The 17,499-nt window shown below is 66.9% G+C and carries 19 protein-coding genes and 1 pseudogene; 19 read left to right on the top strand and 1 reads right to left on the bottom strand.

All coding sequences use genetic code 11. The annotated features are described in order from the left end of the window. The first annotated feature begins 118 nt into the window (after positions 1-118). The 11 genes and pseudogenes from rplE (at position 119) to WDM91_04960 (ending at position 6,747) form a co-directional block, all read left to right on the top strand. Positions 119-658 carry a 50S ribosomal protein L5 gene (gene rplE / locus WDM91_05010; GenBank protein MEI9993932.1) on the top strand — a complete coding sequence of 180 codons (540 nt, stop codon included), beginning with the start codon at positions 119-121 and terminating at the stop codon, positions 656-658. Positions 659-669: 11 nt separating this feature from the next. Then, positions 670-975, top strand: a complete 306-nt coding sequence (rpsN, locus tag WDM91_05005; GenBank protein ID MEI9993931.1) for a 30S ribosomal protein S14 — start codon at positions 670-672, stop codon at positions 973-975. A gap of 14 nt (positions 976-989) precedes the next feature. Continuing rightward, the gene (rpsH, locus tag WDM91_05000; GenBank protein ID MEI9993930.1) at positions 990-1,388 is read left to right on the top strand and encodes a 30S ribosomal protein S8; all 399 of its coding nucleotides are present in this window, start codon (positions 990-992) and stop codon (positions 1,386-1,388) included. A gap of 11 nt (positions 1,389-1,399) precedes the next feature. Beyond that, positions 1,400-1,933, top strand: a complete 534-nt coding sequence (gene rplF / locus WDM91_04995; GenBank protein MEI9993929.1) for a 50S ribosomal protein L6 — start codon at positions 1,400-1,402, stop codon at positions 1,931-1,933. Then, on the top strand, positions 1,930-2,280 hold the full coding sequence (gene rplR / locus WDM91_04990; GenBank protein ID MEI9993928.1) for a 50S ribosomal protein L18: 351 nt from the start codon (positions 1,930-1,932) through the stop codon (positions 2,278-2,280). Before rplF ends, rplR begins: the two co-directional genes overlap by 4 nt. A 12-nt stretch (positions 2,281-2,292) precedes the next feature. Further along, positions 2,293-2,892, top strand: coding sequence for a 30S ribosomal protein S5 (rpsE, locus tag WDM91_04985; GenBank protein MEI9993927.1), 600 nt, complete (start codon positions 2,293-2,295; stop codon positions 2,890-2,892). A 57-nt stretch (positions 2,893-2,949) separates the two neighbouring features. Next, positions 2,950-3,147, top strand: coding sequence for a 50S ribosomal protein L30 (rpmD, locus tag WDM91_04980; GenBank protein MEI9993926.1), 198 nt, complete (start codon positions 2,950-2,952; stop codon positions 3,145-3,147). A gap of 112 nt (positions 3,148-3,259) precedes the next feature. Beyond that, positions 3,260-3,700, top strand: a pseudogene (gene rplO, locus WDM91_04975) (50S ribosomal protein L15). A gap of 229 nt (positions 3,701-3,929) precedes the next feature. Beyond that, positions 3,930-5,261, top strand: a complete 1,332-nt coding sequence (gene secY, locus WDM91_04970) for a preprotein translocase subunit SecY (GenBank protein MEI9993925.1) — start codon at positions 3,930-3,932, stop codon at positions 5,259-5,261. Beyond that, positions 5,258-5,830 (top strand): adenylate kinase, encoded by a 573-nt coding sequence (locus WDM91_04965; protein MEI9993924.1) that lies wholly within the window; start codon positions 5,258-5,260, stop codon positions 5,828-5,830. Before secY ends, WDM91_04965 begins: the two co-directional genes overlap by 4 nt. Before the next feature lie 11 nt (positions 5,831-5,841). Next, the gene (locus WDM91_04960; GenBank protein ID MEI9993923.1) at positions 5,842-6,747 is read left to right on the top strand and encodes a serine hydrolase domain-containing protein; all 906 of its coding nucleotides are present in this window, start codon (positions 5,842-5,844) and stop codon (positions 6,745-6,747) included. A gap of 9 nt (positions 6,748-6,756) precedes the next feature. Here the strand turns inward: WDM91_04960 and WDM91_04955 are convergent, their stop codons facing one another. Next, a complete protein-coding gene (locus WDM91_04955) occupies positions 6,757-8,574 on the bottom strand; it encodes a hypothetical protein (GenBank protein MEI9993922.1) in 1,818 nt (605 codons plus the stop codon). 280 nt (positions 8,575-8,854) lie between these two features. On the opposite strand from WDM91_04955, the gene rpsM reads away from it, so the two are divergent. The 8 genes from rpsM to WDM91_04915 all read left to right on the top strand — a co-directional run bounded on the left by rpsM (position 8,855) and on the right by WDM91_04915 (position 17,403). Continuing rightward, positions 8,855-9,232 (top strand): 30S ribosomal protein S13, encoded by a 378-nt coding sequence (rpsM, locus tag WDM91_04950; protein ID MEI9993921.1) that lies wholly within the window; start codon positions 8,855-8,857, stop codon positions 9,230-9,232. Between the two features lie 4 nt (positions 9,233-9,236). After that, positions 9,237-9,647 (top strand): 30S ribosomal protein S11, encoded by a 411-nt coding sequence (rpsK, locus tag WDM91_04945; GenBank protein MEI9993920.1) that lies wholly within the window; start codon positions 9,237-9,239, stop codon positions 9,645-9,647. A gap of 75 nt (positions 9,648-9,722) precedes the next feature. After that, positions 9,723-10,739, top strand: coding sequence for a DNA-directed RNA polymerase subunit alpha (locus tag WDM91_04940; GenBank protein ID MEI9993919.1), 1,017 nt, complete (start codon positions 9,723-9,725; stop codon positions 10,737-10,739). Between the two features lie 129 nt (positions 10,740-10,868). Continuing rightward, positions 10,869-11,291, top strand: a complete 423-nt coding sequence (rplQ, locus tag WDM91_04935) for a 50S ribosomal protein L17 (protein ID MEI9993918.1) — start codon at positions 10,869-10,871, stop codon at positions 11,289-11,291. A 294-nt stretch (positions 11,292-11,585) separates the two neighbouring features. Next, on the top strand, positions 11,586-12,920 hold the full coding sequence (locus WDM91_04930) for a Do family serine endopeptidase (GenBank protein ID MEI9993917.1): 1,335 nt from the start codon (positions 11,586-11,588) through the stop codon (positions 12,918-12,920). Between the two features lie 163 nt (positions 12,921-13,083). Then, positions 13,084-13,656, top strand: coding sequence for an outer membrane beta-barrel protein (locus WDM91_04925; protein ID MEI9993916.1), 573 nt, complete (start codon positions 13,084-13,086; stop codon positions 13,654-13,656). 182 nt (positions 13,657-13,838) lie between these two features. Continuing rightward, complete coding sequence (locus tag WDM91_04920) at positions 13,839-16,043, top strand: prolyl oligopeptidase family serine peptidase (GenBank protein ID MEI9993915.1); 2,205 nt, start codon at positions 13,839-13,841, stop codon at positions 16,041-16,043. Between the two features lie 49 nt (positions 16,044-16,092). Then, positions 16,093-17,403 carry a replication-associated recombination protein A gene (locus tag WDM91_04915; GenBank protein MEI9993914.1) on the top strand — a complete coding sequence of 437 codons (1,311 nt, stop codon included), beginning with the start codon at positions 16,093-16,095 and terminating at the stop codon, positions 17,401-17,403. Positions 17,404-17,499 lie beyond the last annotated feature (96 nt).

Genomic DNA, 17,499 nt, shown 5'->3' with positions numbered 1-17,499 from the left:
CAAGGAAGCCGAGCGGGCGGAAGCCAAGGCCGCGAAGGGCGCCAAGAAGGGCGCCAAGCGCGAGGTCAACGCCGGAACCAAGGTCGAGGTCGGCGAGCGCGCGCGCGATGCGGACTACGTGCCGCGCTTCAAGAAGCGCTATCACGAGACGATCCGCCCCGAGCTGATGAAGAAGTTCGGCTATTCGAACATGCTGCAGGTTCCGCGCGTCAACAAGATCGTGCTGAACATCGGCGCCGGCGAGGGCAGCCAGGACACCAAGAAGATCCAGGCCGCGCTCAACGACCTGACCGCGATCGCCGGCCAGAAGGCCGTCATCACGCGGGCCAAGAAGGCGATCTCGACCTTCAAGATCACCGCCGGCCGTCCCGTGGGCGTGAAGGTCACGCTGCGCCGCGACCAGATGTACGAGTTCATGGACCGCCTGATCACGATGGCGCTGCCTCGCGTCCGCGACTTCCGCGGCGTCAAGCCGAACAGCTTCGACGGCAAGGGCAACTACGCCATGGGCCTGAAAGAGCACATCGTGTTCGTCGAGATCGACTACGACAAGACCGAGACCGTCTGGGGCATGGACATCATCGTCAACACCTCTGCGAAGACCGACGAAGAGGCGCGCGCGCTTCTCGAAGGCTTCCAGTTCCCGTTTGTGAAGTAAGGACGACCGCAATGGCGAAAACCAGCCAGATCAACCGCAACAAGAAGCGCGAGAAGATGGTGGCGCAATACGCCGTCCGTCGCGCCGCGCTGAAGGCGACGGCGGACAACATGAAGCTGCCGGCGGAGGAGCGCTTCGCGGCCCGCCTCAAGCTGGCCAAGCTGCCGCGCAACTCGTCCAAGGTGCGCATCCATCACCGCTGCGATCTCAGCGGACGTCCCAAGGGTTACTACCGCAAGGTCAAGCTGTCGCGTATCGCGCTGCGCGATCTGGCGAATTTCGGCCAGATCCCCGGCATGACCAAGGCGAGCTGGTAAGGAGCACATACGACATGGCGATGACCGATCCCGTCGGCGATCTTCTGACCCGCATCCGCAACGGACAGTTGCGGGGCCTCGGCAAGATCAAATCCCCCAATTCGCGCCTGCGCGCCCGTCTTCTCGACGTGCTCAAGGACGAAGGCTTCATCCGCGGCTATACCGAAGTCGAGCTGAAGACCGGCGCCCGCGAGCTCGAGATCGAGCTGAAATATCATGAAGGCCAGCCCGTCATCCGCGAACTCAAGCGGGTCTCGACGCCGGGCCGCCGCGTCTACACCTCGGTGAAGGACCTCAAGCCCCATCGTCAGGGTCTTGGCGTGTCGATCGTCTCCACGCCCAAGGGCGTGATGACCGACGCCCATGCCCGCGACGCCAATGTGGGCGGCGAAGTCCTCTGCCAGGTGTTCTAGGAGAACGATAGATGTCACGAATCGGCAAAAAGCCGGTCCCGCTTCCCAAGGGCGTAACCGCCTCGGTGAACGGCAAGACCGTCTCCGTGAAGGGTCCCAAGGGCGAGCTCAAGGTCACGCTGGTGGCCGAGGTCGATGCGTCGGTCGGCGAGGACGGCATCACCGTCACGCCGCGCGAGGAGATGGATCGCGCGCGGGCGATGTGGGGCATGTCCCGCACGCTGGTGAACAACCTCGTCACCGGCGTCACCACCGGCTTCACCTCCAAGCTCGAGATCCAGGGCGTCGGCTACCGCGCCGCGGTGCAGGGCAAGAACCTGAACCTGCAGCTCGGCTTCAGCCACGACGTGGCCTATCCGATCCCGGACGGCATCACGATCACGGCGGAGAAGCCCACGCTCCTCACCGTCGCCGGGATGGACAAGCAGCTCGTCGGCCAGGTCGCCGCCGAAATCCGCGCCTATCGCAAGCCGGAGCCCTACAAGGGCAAGGGCGTGCGGTACGAGGGCGAATATGTCCGCCGCAAGGAAGGCAAGAAGAAATGACGATCTCCCTGTTCAAGCGCCGCCAGAAGCGCACGCGCTTCAAGCTCACGAGCCATGCTTACGGGCGTCCGCGCCTGTCGGTGTTCCGCTCGGGCCGCCACATCTACGCGCAGATCATCGACGACCGCGACCAGGCGACCGTCGCCGCCGCCTCGACCAACGAGAAGGACGGCAAGGCGCCCAAGACCTGGAACGTCGAGGCCGCGAGTTCGGTCGGCAAGAAGATCGCCGAACGCGCGCTGGCCAAGGGCGTCAAGCAGGTCGTGTTCGACCGCGGCGGCTACATCTATCACGGGCGCATCAAGGCGCTCGCCGACGCTGCCCGCGAGGGCGGCCTGGAATTCTGAGGACATACGACTATGGCACGTGAAGAAGGTGAAGGCGGCGGTGGCCGCGAGCGTCGGGGCCGCCGGGAACACCGGAACGACCGCGAGGAGCGCGACAACGAGTTCGTCGACAAGCTCGTTCACATCAACCGCGTCGCGAAGGTGGTGAAGGGCGGACGCCGCTTCGGCTTCGCCGCGCTCGTGGTGGTCGGCGACCAGCGCGGCCGCGTCGGCTACGGCCACGGCAAGGCGCGCGAAGTGCCCGAGGCGATCCGCAAGGCGACCGAGGAAGCCAAGAAGTCGCTGATCCGCGTGCCGCTGAAGGACGGCCGCACGCTGCATCACGACGTGTTCGGCCATCACGGCGCCGGCAAGGTGATCGTGCGTCCGGCGCCGGCCGGTACCGGCGTGATCGCCGGCGGTCCGCTGCGCGCGGTGTTCGAAGCGCTCGGCGTCGGCGACGTCGTCTGCAAGTCGATGGGCTCGTCCAACCCGTACAACATGGTGCGGGCGATCTTCGACGGGCTGATGAACCAGCAGTCGCCGCGCATGGTGGCGCAGCGCCGCGGCCGCAGCGTGACGGACATCATCGCGCGCCGCGAAGGCAACAAGGGCGAGCAGGCGAGCGCCTAACTCCATCTGTCATGCCCGCGAAGGCGGGCATCCAGGCGATACAAGTGAGACCGTAAGATGGCCGAGAAGAAAAAGACCGTTACCGTCCGCCAGGTGCGCAGCGCAGCGCGCCGGCCGGCCATCCAGGCCGCGACCCTGCGCGGGCTCGGCCTGAAGAAGATGCACGCCACGCGCACGCTGGAGGACACCCCTTCGGTGCGCGGCATGATCAAGTCGATCCAGCATCTGGTCGAGGTCGTGGAAGAGAAGAAATAACTGTCATGGCCCGCGAATGCGGGCCACCCAGGTGACGAAAGTCTCATCCGCCCGCAGGCGCGGGCAGGATGGGTGGCCGGGCCGAGCCCGGCCATGACGAGTGGAGAAGAAGATGAAGCTCAACGAAATCCGCAACAATCCCGGTGCCCACAAGCACAAGCACAAGGTCGGCCGCGGCTCGTCCTCCGGCCTCGGCAAGACGTCGGGACGCGGCGTCAAGGGCGCCAAGGCCCGTACCGGCAACCAGGTGCATGGCTTCGAAGGCGGCCAGATGCCGCTGCACATGCGCATGCCCAAGCGCGGCTTCAAGAACATCTTCGCGAACCAGTTCTCGGAGCTGAATCTCGGCCGCCTGCAGAAGGCCGTCGACGACAAGAAGCTGGACGCCGGCGAGAAGATCACGGGCGAGACGCTGCGCAAGGCCGGCATCGTGCACAAGAGCAAGGACGGCGTCCGCCTGCTCGGCAAGGGCGAGCTGACCGCGAAGCTGGACATCGAAGTCGCCGGCGCCTCCGCCGGGGCCCGCGAAGCGGTCGAGAAGGCGGGCGGCACGCTGACCGTCACCTTCAAGAAGGCCAACTACATGAACAAGAAGGGCGAGCCGGGCAAGCGCAAGCAGCGCCGCGCCAAGGCCACGGAAAAGCGCCTTGCACGGGCCGGCGCCACGGCCTAGGGCACGCCTGTTGCATCCCCGCCACGCGGGGATGCGCAATGGCCGCACTTGTGCTTGTCGCGGGGCGAGGGCGACCAGATATAGAGTCGACCCCGATCGGGAGTGAGACATGGCCTCAGCAGCCGAACAATTGGCCGCGAATTTCAATTTCGGCAGCTTCGGCAAGGCGACCGAGCTGCGCCAGCGCCTGCTGTTCACGCTGGGCGCGCTGATCGTCGCCCGCCTGGGCACCTACATCCCCATGCCGGGCATCGATCCCGCCGGGATGAAGCATCTGATGGACACCCAGGCCGGCGGCTTCCTGGACGTGTTCAACGTGCTGGCCGGCGGCGCCGTCAGCCGCATGGCGATCTTCTCGCTCGGCATCATGCCGTACATCTCCGCCTCCATCATCATCCAGCTGATGACCACCGTCTTCCCCAAGCTCGAGGAGCTGAAGAAGGAAGGCGAGGCGGGCCGCAAGATCATCAACCAGTACACGCGCTACGGCACGGTCGGCCTTGCCATGGTGCAGGCCTTCGGCATCGCCATCGGCCTCGAGCACGCGCCCGGCATCGTCATCAATCCCGGCCTGTTCTTCGAGATCACGGCGGTCATCACCCTGACCGGCGGCACCATCCTGCTGATGTGGATCGGCGAACAGATCACCAGCCGCGGCGTCGGCAACGGCATCTCGCTGATCATCTTCGCGGGCATCGTCGCGCGCTTCCCGCAATACATCTGGCAGGCCTTCGAGGCCGTGCGCACCAACCAGATCGGGGTCGTCACCCTGATCGGCGGCGCCGCCTTCATCGTCGCGCTGATCCTCTTCATCGTGTTCATGGAGCGCGCCCAGCGCCGTCTCCTGGTCCAGTATCCCAAGCGCCAGGTCGGCAACAAGATGTATGGCGGCGAATCCTCGCACCTGCCGCTCAAGCTCAACGTCGCCGGCGTCATCCCGCCGATCTTCGCGTCTTCGATCCTGATCATCCCGACCACGGTCGCGACCTTCAACGCCGCCTCGATCCCCGACTGGCTGCAGACCGTCGTCGCCTTCATCGGCCGCGGCCAGCCCGCCTACATGGTGCTCTATGCGCTGATGATCATATTCTTCTCGTTCTTCTACACCTCCATCGTCTTCAACCCGGAGGAGACGGCGGAGAATCTCAAGAAGTATGGCGGCTTCATTCCCGGCATCCGGCCGGGCAAGCGCACGGCCGAGCACATCGACTATGTCCTGACCCGCATCACGGTGATCGGTGCGCTCTACCTGACCGCGGTCTGCCTGATCCCGGAATTCGCCACGACCTATTACCAGGTCCCGTTCTATCTCGGCGGCACCTCGATCCTGATCGTCGTCTCGGTCACCATGGACACGGTGGCGCAGATCCAGAGCCATCTGATCGCACAGCAGTATGAGGGCCTCATCAAGAAGGCCAAGCTTCGGGGGAGTCGCCGTTGAATATCGTTTTGTTCGGGCCTCCGGGCGCCGGCAAAGGCACGCAAGCCAAGATCCTGCAGGAAAAGCGTCGCCTGCCGCAGCTCTCGACCGGTGACATGCTGCGTGCCGCCATCGCCTCCGGTTCGCCGCTGGGCCGTCAGGTCGAGGGCATTCTGGCCAAGGGCGATCTCGTGTCGGACGAGGTCGTGATCGACATCATCCGCGAGCGTCTGAAGATGGCCGATTGCGCGCCGGGCGCGGTGTTCGACGGCTTCCCGCGCACGATCCCGCAAGCCGAAGCGCTCGACAAGCTGCTGGCCGGGTTCCACCGCAAGATCGACGTGGTGATCGAACTCAAGGTCGACGACGAGATCCTGCTCGACCGCGTCAAGCAGCGCATCGCGCAGGGCATGTCGCGCCCGGACGACAATCCGGAGACCTTGAAGAACCGTCTGGCGGTCTACCACAAGAACACGGCGCCGCTGGTGGAGTATTACGGCAAGCAGGGCAAGGTCGCGACCATCGACGGCATGGCGCCGATCGACGAGGTCACCCGGCAGATCGCCGCCGCGCTCGACAAGCACGCCTGATCGTGGCGGCGATGCGCGGGCTGCTGTCCGGCGCCGTGCTGTCGCTTCTTGCCTCGCAGGCGCGCGCCGATCCGGCCGGGGAGGCGCGCTTCGATGCCATCGTCCGTCCGACCGGGTTCTCCGGTGCGATCCTGGTCCGGAAGGACGACGTCCTCCTCTTCGACAAGGCCTACGGACTCGCCGACGCGACGACCGGAAAGCCCAACCGTCCGTCGACCAGTTTCCATGTCGGCACGTTGTCGATGCGCTACACCGCCGTCGCGATCCTGCATCTGGCCGAGACGCACAAGCTCAGCCTCGACAACCTGGCCGGCCAGTTCGTCACGGGGCTGGAGCCGCCCCTCGCCAACGCGACCATCCGCGCGCTCGCCGCGCTGCCGCCCGACGCGCCGCAGGCCGCCGCGGCTTACGAGACGCTGGCCAAGGTCGCCGCGGCCGACACCGGCAAGACCTTCGAAGAGGTGACGGACGCGGCGGCGTTCGGCACGGTCTGGATGGCCGGCAGCGGCCTCGACGACGGCTCCCACGCCGGCGAGAGCCGCATGGCGAAGGGCTACTCCCACACCGAAGAGGCGCCCGTCACGGCGGACTGGGCGGCGTTGACCGGCGCCGCATCCGCGTTCACGACCACCCGCGACGAGCTGCACTGGCTCGACATGGTCTTCGGCGATGGCCTGCTGACGGCACAAAGCCGCGCCATGCTGGCCGCCGCGCCGGCCGGCTATGGCTGGTCGCACGGCGCGCGCTATGGCGGCGACGCCTGGTGGGCCAGCGGCTCGGCACCGGGCTTCGCCTCCTATGTGATGCACGTGCCGGCGACGGGCCTCACGGTCATCGTGTTGGGCAACAGCGATCTTCCCGTGGCCGGGCTGGGCGACGCACTCGCGGCCGAAGCCGTCGCCGGCTCCGGCCGCTGAGCGTCGGCGCTACTTGGCGCCGGCGAGTGCCGTCTGGAAGGCGCGGATATGCGCCAGCCACTGCGCCTGCGTCGCCGTGTTTTCGTGCGCCGCCTTTTCATAAGCGGCCACGGCCGCGCCGCCGCCATTGGCGGCAAGGGCCGTCAAGGCTTGCTGTCCCGGCCCGGCCACGGCCTTGCCCAGCGTGAAGATGCCGGCCGAAAAGCGCCCGACCCATGCATTGTGGCAGGCGAGCCACGTCTGGTCCTTGATGACGACCGGCCGCATCGCCGTCAGCTGGTCTCGCGTGAGGCTCGCATAGGTCTCCGGCGAGGCCGCCGGCAAAGCGGGCTGCGGCCCGCAAGTCTCCTCCGGCGGGCGATAGGCTGCGATCTGTGCCTGCAGGGCGGGCGAAAGGCCGGCCGGCTTGCTCTCCGGCGGCGTGACGGGTTTGGCCGCGACCGGCGTCTCCGCCGAGCGTTCCGGTGCCGTGGGCGCCGGCACCACGGCCGGGGCCGGTGACGGACGTGCCGGAAATGGCGTCGCCGGCCGTGCCGGCGGCATGCCGTTCGGTGCGCCGGGTCCGTTCGCTGCCGCGCCGGGCCCGCCATGCTCGTCGCTGCCGTGATCGCTATGGCCGCCGCGATGCTCGCCATTCGCGCCCGGCTGCTGCTGCGGCGGCGTCGGCGCGGTCGGTGCTGCCGGCGGCGGTGCACTTGCGGCGGGCGGTGCGGCTTGAGGCTGCGTCGGCGGCACGGGCGCGCCCGGGCCGCCGCGATCGCCGCGATGGTGGTCCCAGCCCGGTTGTCCGGGCTGTGCGGGTGCCGCTGCTGGCGGCGCCACGATCACCGGCGCCGGATGCGTCACGGGCAAGGGCGGCGCCGGCGGAGGTGGCGGCGGCGGCGGACGGCCGCCGCGCGATTCGTCCCAGCGCCCGGCCACCTGGGAGATCCGTCCGTACAAGGCGCGTTCGAAATCGCGCGCGCTCGGCGCGAAATCGTCGGTGGCGAACGGAATGCGGATGTCGCGGTCGGAAACGCGGCTGTGCACTTCGACGCTCACGGCGGCGCCGTCGCGCATCGCGCGATAGAATTCCGCGTCGGGCACGAAGATCCAGCGCGCCCCGCGCGAATCCCATGCCTCGCCGCGTGCCGGCGCGACATCGCGCGAGCGATAGACGAGCCGTCCCCGGTCGCCCTCGACGATCAGGATCGCCGGCGCATCGAGATCCAGCAAATCGGGATCGACACCGACCACCACCGACACGCTGCCCGTCACCACGACCGGCGTGCCGCGCGTGACGTCGGGCATCAGGTTGTCGCGATCGCGCCCGCCCCAGGCGCGCCAGAACTCGCCGCGATCGCTCGGCGCCGGCTCCGGTACCAGGATCGAGATGCGCAGATCGGCCTCCTGGCCATCGCCGAAGGCGGTCTGCGCGCTCCAGGTCAGCGGCGCCTGCACCGTGCCGTTGCCGATGTGATGCATGGGGAACGTCGCGAAGCGCCCGCGAAAGGGATCGGGCCGGTCCTCTCGCTCCGCACGCGGCGGCGGAGGCGGCGGGGGCGGGGCCGAATATTCCGACTCGCGATTCGCATAGTCGGCATAGCGGCGGCGGACCGCGGGCTTGGTCGCGGTGGCGGCCGGCGTCGCGGCGCTCTCGGCCGGTACCGTCGACGCGGCCTCCTGCGGCGGCGTCATTGGCATCGCGGCCGGGGATTCCGCGGCGCCGGTCGCGACCGGGGGCGCGGCGCCCGGGCTGCTGGAATGGCCGAAATAATAGCCGGCTCCCAATGCAGCCACCACGGCAACGACGCTGGCCCCGGCGAGCAGGGCGATTCGATTATTCATATCAAGACCTTATAAATTCCGGCCGCTCGCTTTGGAGCAAGTCCGGCGCTACGGATCGGAAACTCCCCAACGCGGGAAATCGGCCCGGTGCCAGCGGCAACATTCCCCTGTTGACGGAGGGGGGTGCATTAATATACTCCGCGCCCTCGCGGCAGAATTCCTGTCCAATTTACGCGGCGCACCGCCCTTTCCCAAAAGGGCGCGCAGGCGGTTTGGAAAAGGGTTTGCGCAAACCAGAATTTGTAAGCCCCTAGAAGGCTTACGCAAAGCGGAGAGCCTCGTGGCACGTATCGCCGGCGTCAATATTCCCACCCAGAAGCGGGTCGAAATCGGCCTGCGCTACATCCATGGAATCGGCCCGGCCAAGGCCAAGGAAATCATCGAGCAGGTCGGCATCTCGCCGGAACGCCGGGTGCACGACCTGACCGAGAGCGAGATCATCCAGATCCGCGAAGTCATCGACCGCGACTATCTCGTCGAGGGCGACCTGCGCCGCGAAGTGGCGATGAACATCAAGCGCCTGATGGACCTGGGTTGCTATCGCGGCCTGCGTCATCGCCGTGGCCTGCCGGTCCGCGGTCAGCGCACCCACACCAACGCCCGCACCCGCAAGGGTCCCGCGAAAGCGATCGCCGGCAAGAAGAAAGTGACCAAGTAATCCAATGGCTACTCCCGCCGCAGCAGACAAGAAGGGCGCCGGCCGCGCCCGCAAGAAAGAGAAGAAGAACATCGTGGTCGGCGTGGCGCACGTCGCCGCGACCTTCAACAACACGATCATCACGATCACCGACACCCAGGGCAATGCGATCTCGTGGTCGAGCGCCGGGATGATGGGCTTCAAGGGTTCGCGCAAGTCGACGCCCTATGCCGCCCAGGTCGCCGCCGAGGACGCCGCCAAGAAGGCCGTCGAGCACGGCATGCGCACGCTGGAGGTCGAAGTGTCCGGCCCCGGTTCGGGCCGCGAGTCCGCGTTGCGCGCGCTGCAGGCCGTCGGCCTCGTCGTCACGTCGATCCGCGACGTGACGCCGATCCCGCACAATGGCTGCCGGCCGCCCAAGCGCCGCAGAGTCTAATTCTATTCGGACTTAGAGCTTAACCCGTCGCCGTATGGGCATGGTCCGACATGTCCGGGAAACGATGAGGAAAAAATGTTTCAGAAGAACTGGCAAGAACTGATCAAGCCGGGGAAGTTGAAGATCGAGGCCGGCCACGAAGGTGGCAAGTCGGCGACGATCACGGCGGACCCGTTGGAGCGCGGCTTCGGCCTGACGCTCGGCAATGCGCTGCGCCGCGTGCTGCTGTCCTCGTTGCAGGGCGCGGCCGTGACCTCGATCCAGATCGAGGGCGTGCTGCATGAATTCTCGTCGATCCCGGGCGTCCGCGAGGACATGACCGACATCGTGCTGAACGTGAAGCAGCTCGCGCTGCGCATGCATGCCGAAGGCCCCAAGCGCCTGTCGCTCAAGGCCCAGGGCCCGGTCGAAGTCACCGCCGGCATGATCACCGCGACCGCCGATGTCGACATCCTCAATCCCGAGCTCGTGATCTGCACGATCGACGAGAAGGTCGAGTTCCGCATGGAGCTCACCGTCGCGACCGGCAAGGGCTATGTCCCGGCCGACCGCAACCGTCCTGAAGACGCGCCGATCGGCCTGATCCCGGTCGACTCGCTGTTCAGCCCGGTGAAGAAGGTGTCGTACAAGGTCGAGAACACCCGCGAGGGACAGATCCTCGATTATGACAAGCTGACGCTGACGATCGACACCAACGGCGCGGTCACGCCGGACAACGCGGTGGCCTATGCCGCGCGCATCCTGCAGGACCAGCTCCAGGTGTTCATCAACTTCGAGGAGCCGCGCGAGCGCGTCGCCGAGGAAGCCAAGCCCGACTTGGCGTTCAATCCGGTGCTGCTGAAGAAGGTCGACGAGCTCGAGCTCTCGGTTCGCTCGGCGAACTGCCTGAAGAACGACAACATCGTCTATATCGGCGACCTCATTCAGAAGACCGAGGCGGAGATGCTCCGCACCCCGAACTTCGGCCGCAAGTCGCTGAACGAGATCAAGGCGGTCCTCGCCGAGATGGGCCTGCATCTGGGTATGGAAGTCCCGGGCTGGCCGCCGGAGAACATCGAAGACCTCGCCAAACGGTATGAGGACCAGTATTAACCGGTGTCATCCCGGGCGCGGCGCAGCGTGAAACGGTGCGCCGCAGACCCGGGACCCACCGAGCAAACGTAGGAATGGGTCCCGGCTCGCGCTCGCTCCGCTCGCTGGCCGGGATGACAGGAGTTCAGAATGCGCCATCGCAATGCCGGCCGTAAGCTCAACATCACCTCGTCGCATCGCATCGCGATGTTCGCGAACATGATGGCGGCGCTGATCAAGCACGAGCAGATCAAGACCACGCTGCCCAAGGCCAAGACGATCCGTCCGGTGATGGAGAAGCTGGTCACGCTGTCGCGCCGCGGCCCCAAGGACCTGCATGCCCGCCGCCAGGCGCTCGCGCAGATCCGCGACGAGGACCAGGTCCGCAAGCTGTTCGACGTGATCGGGCCGCGCTATGCCGCGCGTCCGGGCGGCTACACCCGCGTGCTGAAGGCCGGCTTCCGCCAGGGCGACAATGCGCCGATGGCCTTCATCGAGTTCATCGACCGCGACGAGGACGCCAAGGGCAAGGATTCCGGTCCCGTGGAAGTGAACGACGATACCGACGAGTAATCCTCACTTTCGCCATGCTTTGAATTAGATTGGGGCGGTCGAAAGACCGCCTTTTTCGTTTCTCCACCTGTCATCCCCGGCTGAGCGATGCGCAGCATCGCGAAGGGGAAGGGGACCCAGGTCGGAAACACCAGGACGGTATCGGATACCTGGGACCCCTTTCCCTCGTGCCGCCATGCGGCGCTCGGCCGGGGATGACAATGGAGCTTGGTTGACGCCACGCCTACGGATCAAAGGAAAATGATGCGTTCTCTTATTTTCGCGCTCGGGCTTGTCTCCCTTTCAATTCCGGCTATGGCCGATCCGCCGCGCGCGGTTCCTGCGTCCATGCCGCAGGTCCAGCTCACTTTCGCGCCGGTCGTCAAGCGCATCGCGCCCGCGGTCGTGAACGTCTATGCCCGTTCCATCGTGCAGGCGCCGATGAATCCCCTGTTCAGCGATCCGCTGTTCGCCCAGCTCTTCGGCGCGCCCGGCCTGCGCCAGCGGGTGCAGCAATCGCTCGGCTCCGGCGTCATCGTGCGCGGCGATGGCGTGATCCTGACCAACAACCATGTCGTGCAGGGCGGTACCGACATCGTGGTGGCGCTGTCCGACAAGCGCGAGTTCAAGGCCCGCGTCCTGCTCGCCGATCCGCGCACCGACCTGGCGGTCCTGAAGATCGACGCCAAGGGCGAGACGCTGCCGACCGTGCCCTTCGCCGACAGCGACCGCGTCCAGGTCGGCGATCTGGTGCTCGCCGTCGGCGATCCTTTCGGCGTCGGCCAGACCGTGACGATGGGCATCGTCTCCGCCCTCGCGCGCACCCAGGTGAGCGCCTCGGACTACCAGTTCTTCATCCAGACCGACGCGGCGATCAATCCGGGCAATTCCGGCGGCGCGCTGGTCACGACCGACGGCAAGCTCGCCGGCATCAACACCTCCATCCTGTCGCGCAGCGGCGGCTCGATCGGCATCGGCTTCGCGATCCCGTCGAACCTGGCGCGCCGCGTGCTCGACGGCGCGCTGGGCGGCGGCGGCATGAAGCTCGCCTGGATCGGCGCCGACGGCCAGCCGGTGACGGCGGACATCGCCGCCAGTCTCGGCATCCCCGTGCCCAACGGCGTGCTGCTCAAGAGCGTGTTTCCCGGCGGTCCGGCGGCCCGCGCCGGCCTGCACACCGGCGACGTGATCTTCGCGGTGGACGGCCAGAGCGTGAACGACATGCAGGCGCTCAACTATCGCATCGCCACGCACAAGCCAGGCGATGTCGTGAAGATGCACGTCCATCTCGGCAAGCAGGCCTCCGACGTCCAGGTCACGTTGGCGCTGCCGCCCGAGATTCCGCCGCGCGAGCTGCAGACCGTCGGCGGGCACAATCCGCTGACCGGCGCGAGGATCGAGAATCTCTCGCCGGCCGTCGCCACCGATTTCCAGTTGCCGCTCGCCGCCAAGGGTGTGGTGATCGTCTCGGTCGCGCCCGGCACGCCGTCCGGCAATTACGGGTTCCAGCCCGGCGATATCGTGCGCGGCGTGAACGGCGTGGAGATCGACCGCGTCGGAGAGCTGCAGCGCGCACTCGGCGCGGCGGATGCCTGGTCGCTGGTGGTGGATCGCGGCGGCCAGCGCATGACGCTCAACGTCCAGGGCTGAGTGAGCCGGAATTCATGCGCCGGCAATAAAGCGGAACTGGCAGCCGCATGTGACACCATCGCGCAACACATTGACTCATTTACACGATTCCGGTGAGACGATTTTCTCGCAGCGGCGTTAGGGCTTCAGGTGGGGGGAACAACACAACGAAGAGGCCCTCACGATGAAATCGCATTCTCTGCTGCTTGCCACTGCCATCGCCGCCATCGCCGCAACCGGCGCACAAGCGCAAGGCTGGAACATCTCCGTGATGGGCGGTTCCACATGGTCGCCGCGACTGACTCTCGGTGCTGCGCCCCGCGACGTGGACAACGGCTTCAACGGCGGCGGCCGTCTGGGCTATGATCTCGACGGCTGGACGGGGCTTTCCGGCCTCTCGGCCGATGCCGACATCTTCTACACCCAGTCGGATTACACCGGGCGCCAGTCGCGGTTGTCGTCGCTGAGCTTCATGGGCGACCTGATCTACCGCGTAGATCTGGGGCTTCCCGTCGGCGTCTATGGCGGTGCCGGGGTCGGCGGCGTGCGCACGATGGTCAACAACCTGACGGTCGACAGCGGCAGCACGGTGTTCGCCTGGCAGGCGCTCGGCGGCATCGACTATCAGATCTCGCCGGAGACCTCGATGTTTGCGGAGTATCGTTATCAGGACGCCCACAACGCCAATGTCGGAACCTTGAACAATGTGGGTTACCGGTCGAACAACGTCTCGGTCGGCCTGAAATTCGACCTCTGAGCGCTCGCGGCGCGGCAATGCGCCGTGAACGCTTTGTTCGAAGTGCTCGGTGAGGGTGTGTTTCGCACCCTGATCGACTGAGGCTCCCCCGAGCCAGCAACGTCTATTAGAAGCGGGCGGACCGGCTGCAGAAGATGGCGCCGGCCGCCCGCCGACACGTGGCTTTGCTGGGGGGACTTCTCATGAAGACGATCGTTGCGGCCGGCCTCGTCTGCTGCATCGTCGCAGGCGCCGCATCGCCCCTCGCCAAAGAGGCTGCGCCGCCGCGATTGCACGCCTGGACCATCGCGGCCGAGGTGGAGGTCGCCCGTATCGAAAGCATCGCGCTGAAGGGCGCCACGCGCGTCACCGGCTATATCCTGAAGCGGCCCTCGATCGCCGATCGCAAGAACCGTTATTTCCTCTACGAAGCCGATCCGACACGCGGCCCGCGGCTGCTGGCGGCCTCCGACTTCCTGGCCGATCTCGCCTGGAATCCGCATTCCGGCGGCTGGACCGTGCGCGGTGATTTCGGCAAGGGCGTGCAAATCTATGCCATCGACGGCAGTCATGTGCGGCCGCTGGTGGTCAATCCGCAGACCGTGTCGGTGGGGGGCGGCGAGGGTGTGCTTCCGAACGCGGTGCTCGGCCCGCGCCCGACCGGTGTGCTGTCCTACGGCTGGTCGCCGGACGGCAGCAGGCTCTGGTACGTCAAGCTGCGCCTGAAATCGGCGGCCGAGCGCCAGCGGATCGAAGATCGCGGCATCACCTATGACGGCGCGGTCGTCGCCGGCGTCGGCACCGGCCAGACGGCGCTGGCGGCCACCGTCGACGGCCTCGAGCTGCGGCTTGTGGAGGGCGGACGCGACCGCCTGCTCGACTTCCAGTCGCTGGAGGTGGCGATGGGCGGCGGCTATTTCCACATCGGCTGGCCGGACGGCGATCACCTTCAGTTCCAGGAGTCCGTGGCCGAGGGCGGGCCGATGGAATGGCAGATCTGGCGCGTCGATGTGCGTGACGGCTCCCGCGTCCGCGTCCCGACCGCGGCGTTCCTGGACGTCGAGTCGGTGCCGACGCCCGAAGGTTTCCTGACCGTGCGCAATGTCGGCGGCAAGGGGCATCTTCAGAACATCGCGCTCTCCGGCGCGGTGGTGAAGGATTACGGCGAGACCGATCTGTCCTATCTCGATCCCGACCATTTCGCCCACACGCCCGATTACGGAAGCTTCGTTGCCGAGGCGAGCCTGCCGGATCGCGTGACGCTGACCGCCAGCCATCTCGACCGCCTGAGCGCCACGCTCGCCGGCATCACCGACAATATGAGCACCTGCGCCTTCAACAGCGATCTCAGCGCCGGCGCCTGCGTGCGCGAGAGCCTGACGCTGCCGCCGCAGCTCGTCCTGCTGTCGGTGCGCGACGGCGCGGTGAGCGTGCTCGCCAAGCCCAATGCGCGCTACGAGACCATTGCGCCGCTGAGGTCGGTGGCGGCCGCCTGGACCAACAAATATGGCGGCAGGAGCGAAGGCTACGTCACCTATCCGCGCGATTACGTGAAAGGCCGCTCCTATCCCGCCATCGTCGTCAGCCACGGCGGCGACGCCAAGAACCGCTTCGCGCTCGACTGGCTGCAATGGGAATTCCCCATCCAGGTGATGGCGGAACGCGGCTATTTCGTGCTCTCGGTGCGCGAGCCGAAATTCGACCCCAGCGTCCCGCCGCCTTACTTTCCCGGTGGCATCGCGGCGGGCGTGCAGAAGCAGCAGGCCGTGCTGCTCAACGAAGCCGCCAGCATGGAGGTCGCGCCACAGGCGCTGATCGCGTCGGGCGACATCGATCCGCACGCGGTGGGGATCGCCGGCTACAGCCATGGCGCGGAGACGCTGACCGTCGCCATCGGCCAATCCAACACCTTTGCGGCGGCGAGCACCGGCGACGATCCCGGCTATGTCGCGGGCGGCTACTGGGGCGGCGGCGCCTTTGCGCGCACCTGGTGGACGGGGGTATTCGGCGGCTCGCCGCTCGATCCGGCGAACCTGCCCAACTATCGCAACCTGGCGCTCGATGCGCGCACCGACCGGATCCGCACGCCGCTGCTGCAAGGCAAGGCGGGCACCCAATCGCCGGCGGAATTCCTCGAGGCCTATGAGGCCTTCGCCGCGGCCCACATCCCCACCGAGCTTTATTACTACCCGGCCGAGTCGCATGTGATCTACGAGCCGCACCACCGCGCCTCGGCGATGGCGCGCAATCTCGATTGGTTCGATTACTGGATGCTCGGCCGGCGCGATCCCGATCCGGCCAAAGCGGCGCAATATGCCCGCTGGGACGCGATGGCGTTGGCCTGGCCGAACTGCGATGCGGCGTGCAGGACGAAGCTGGGCTTGAAGGATTCCTCGCCGGTGCCCTGAGCCGGGTTCCAACTCGATCATCCGCGCGGTCCGGCGCTATACTGGCGCCATGAGCGATTTGTTCGAAGCCGGCGGATTGGAACAGGACGCGCCACGTCCGCTTGCCGACCGCCTGCGGCCGCAAGTCCTGGCCGAAGTCGTCGGCCAGGACCATATCATCGGACCCGAGGGGCCGATCGGGCGCATGATCGCGCTCGGGCGGCCGCATTCGATCATCCTCTGGGGCCCGCCCGGCACCGGCAAGACCACCATCGCGCGATTGCTCTCCACCGCGTTCAAGCTCCACTTCGAGCAGCTCTCGGCGGTGTTCTCCGGCGTCGCCGACCTCAAGAAGACCTTCGAGGCCGCGCGCCAGCGCCGCCGCATGGGGCAGGGCACGCTGCTCTTCGTCGACGAGATCCACCGCTTCAACCGCAGCCAGCAGGATTCGTTCCTGCCGGTGGTGGAGGACGGCACGGTCGTGCTGGTGGGCGCGACGACGGAGAACCCGTCCTTCGAGCTCAACGGCGCGCTGCTCAGCCGCGCCCAGGTGCTGGTCCTGCGCCGCCTCGACGATGCCGCGCTGGAGGAGCTGCTCAAGCGTGCCGAAGTCCATTTCGGCGAGCCGCTCAAGCTCACCGACGATGCGCGCGCGTCGCTGCGCGCGATGGCGGATGGCGACGGACGCTACCTGCTCAACCTCGTCGAGGAAGTGTCGACCGTCAGGACGGTCAAGCCGCTCGATCCCGCCGCCCTGGTGAAGGCGGTGCAGCGCCGCGCCCCGCTCTACGACAAGAGCCGGGAAGAGCACTACAACATCATCTCCGCGCTGCATAAGTCGATCCGCGGCAGCGATCCCGACGCGGCGCTCTACTGGCTGGCGCGGATGCTGGCCGGCGGCGAGCAGCCGCTCTACATCGCGCGCCGTCTGGTCCGCGCCGCCATCGAGGATGTCGGCCTCGCCGATCCGCAGGCCGTGGTCCAGGCGCTCGCCGCCAAGGACGTCTTCGATTTCCTGGGCTCGCCGGAAGGCGAGCTCGCGCTGGCGCAGGCGGTGGTTTATCTCGCGAGCGCGCCCAAATCCAACGCGGTCTACGTCGCGCTCGGCGCCGCCAAGCGCGCCGCGCAGGAGCACGGCTCGCTGATGCCCCCGGCCCACATCCTCAACGCTCCGACCAAGCTGATGAAGAATCTCGGCTACGGCAAAGGCTACGAATACGACCACGAGGCGGAGGAGGGATTCTCCGGCCAGAACTACTTCCCCGACGCGATGACCCGCGAGCAGTTCTATCAACCCAAGGAAACCGGCTTCGAACGCGAGATCGCCAAGCGATTGGATTATTGGGCGAAGCTGCGGGCGAAGAAGGCAACACAAGCTTAGTTGTCATCCCCGGCGAGGCGCGCGTAGCGCGCCGAGGGAAGGGACCCAGGCGGGAAATACCGTCACGGTGTTTGCCGCCTGGGTCTGCGTACGCTG

The sequence above is a fragment of the Rhizomicrobium sp. genome (assembly GCA_037200385.1).
GTDB lineage: Bacteria > Pseudomonadota > Alphaproteobacteria > Micropepsales > Micropepsaceae > Rhizomicrobium.
The sequence above is the reverse complement of the archived record's forward strand: the minus strand, read 5'-3'. Positions and strand labels throughout refer to the sequence as shown.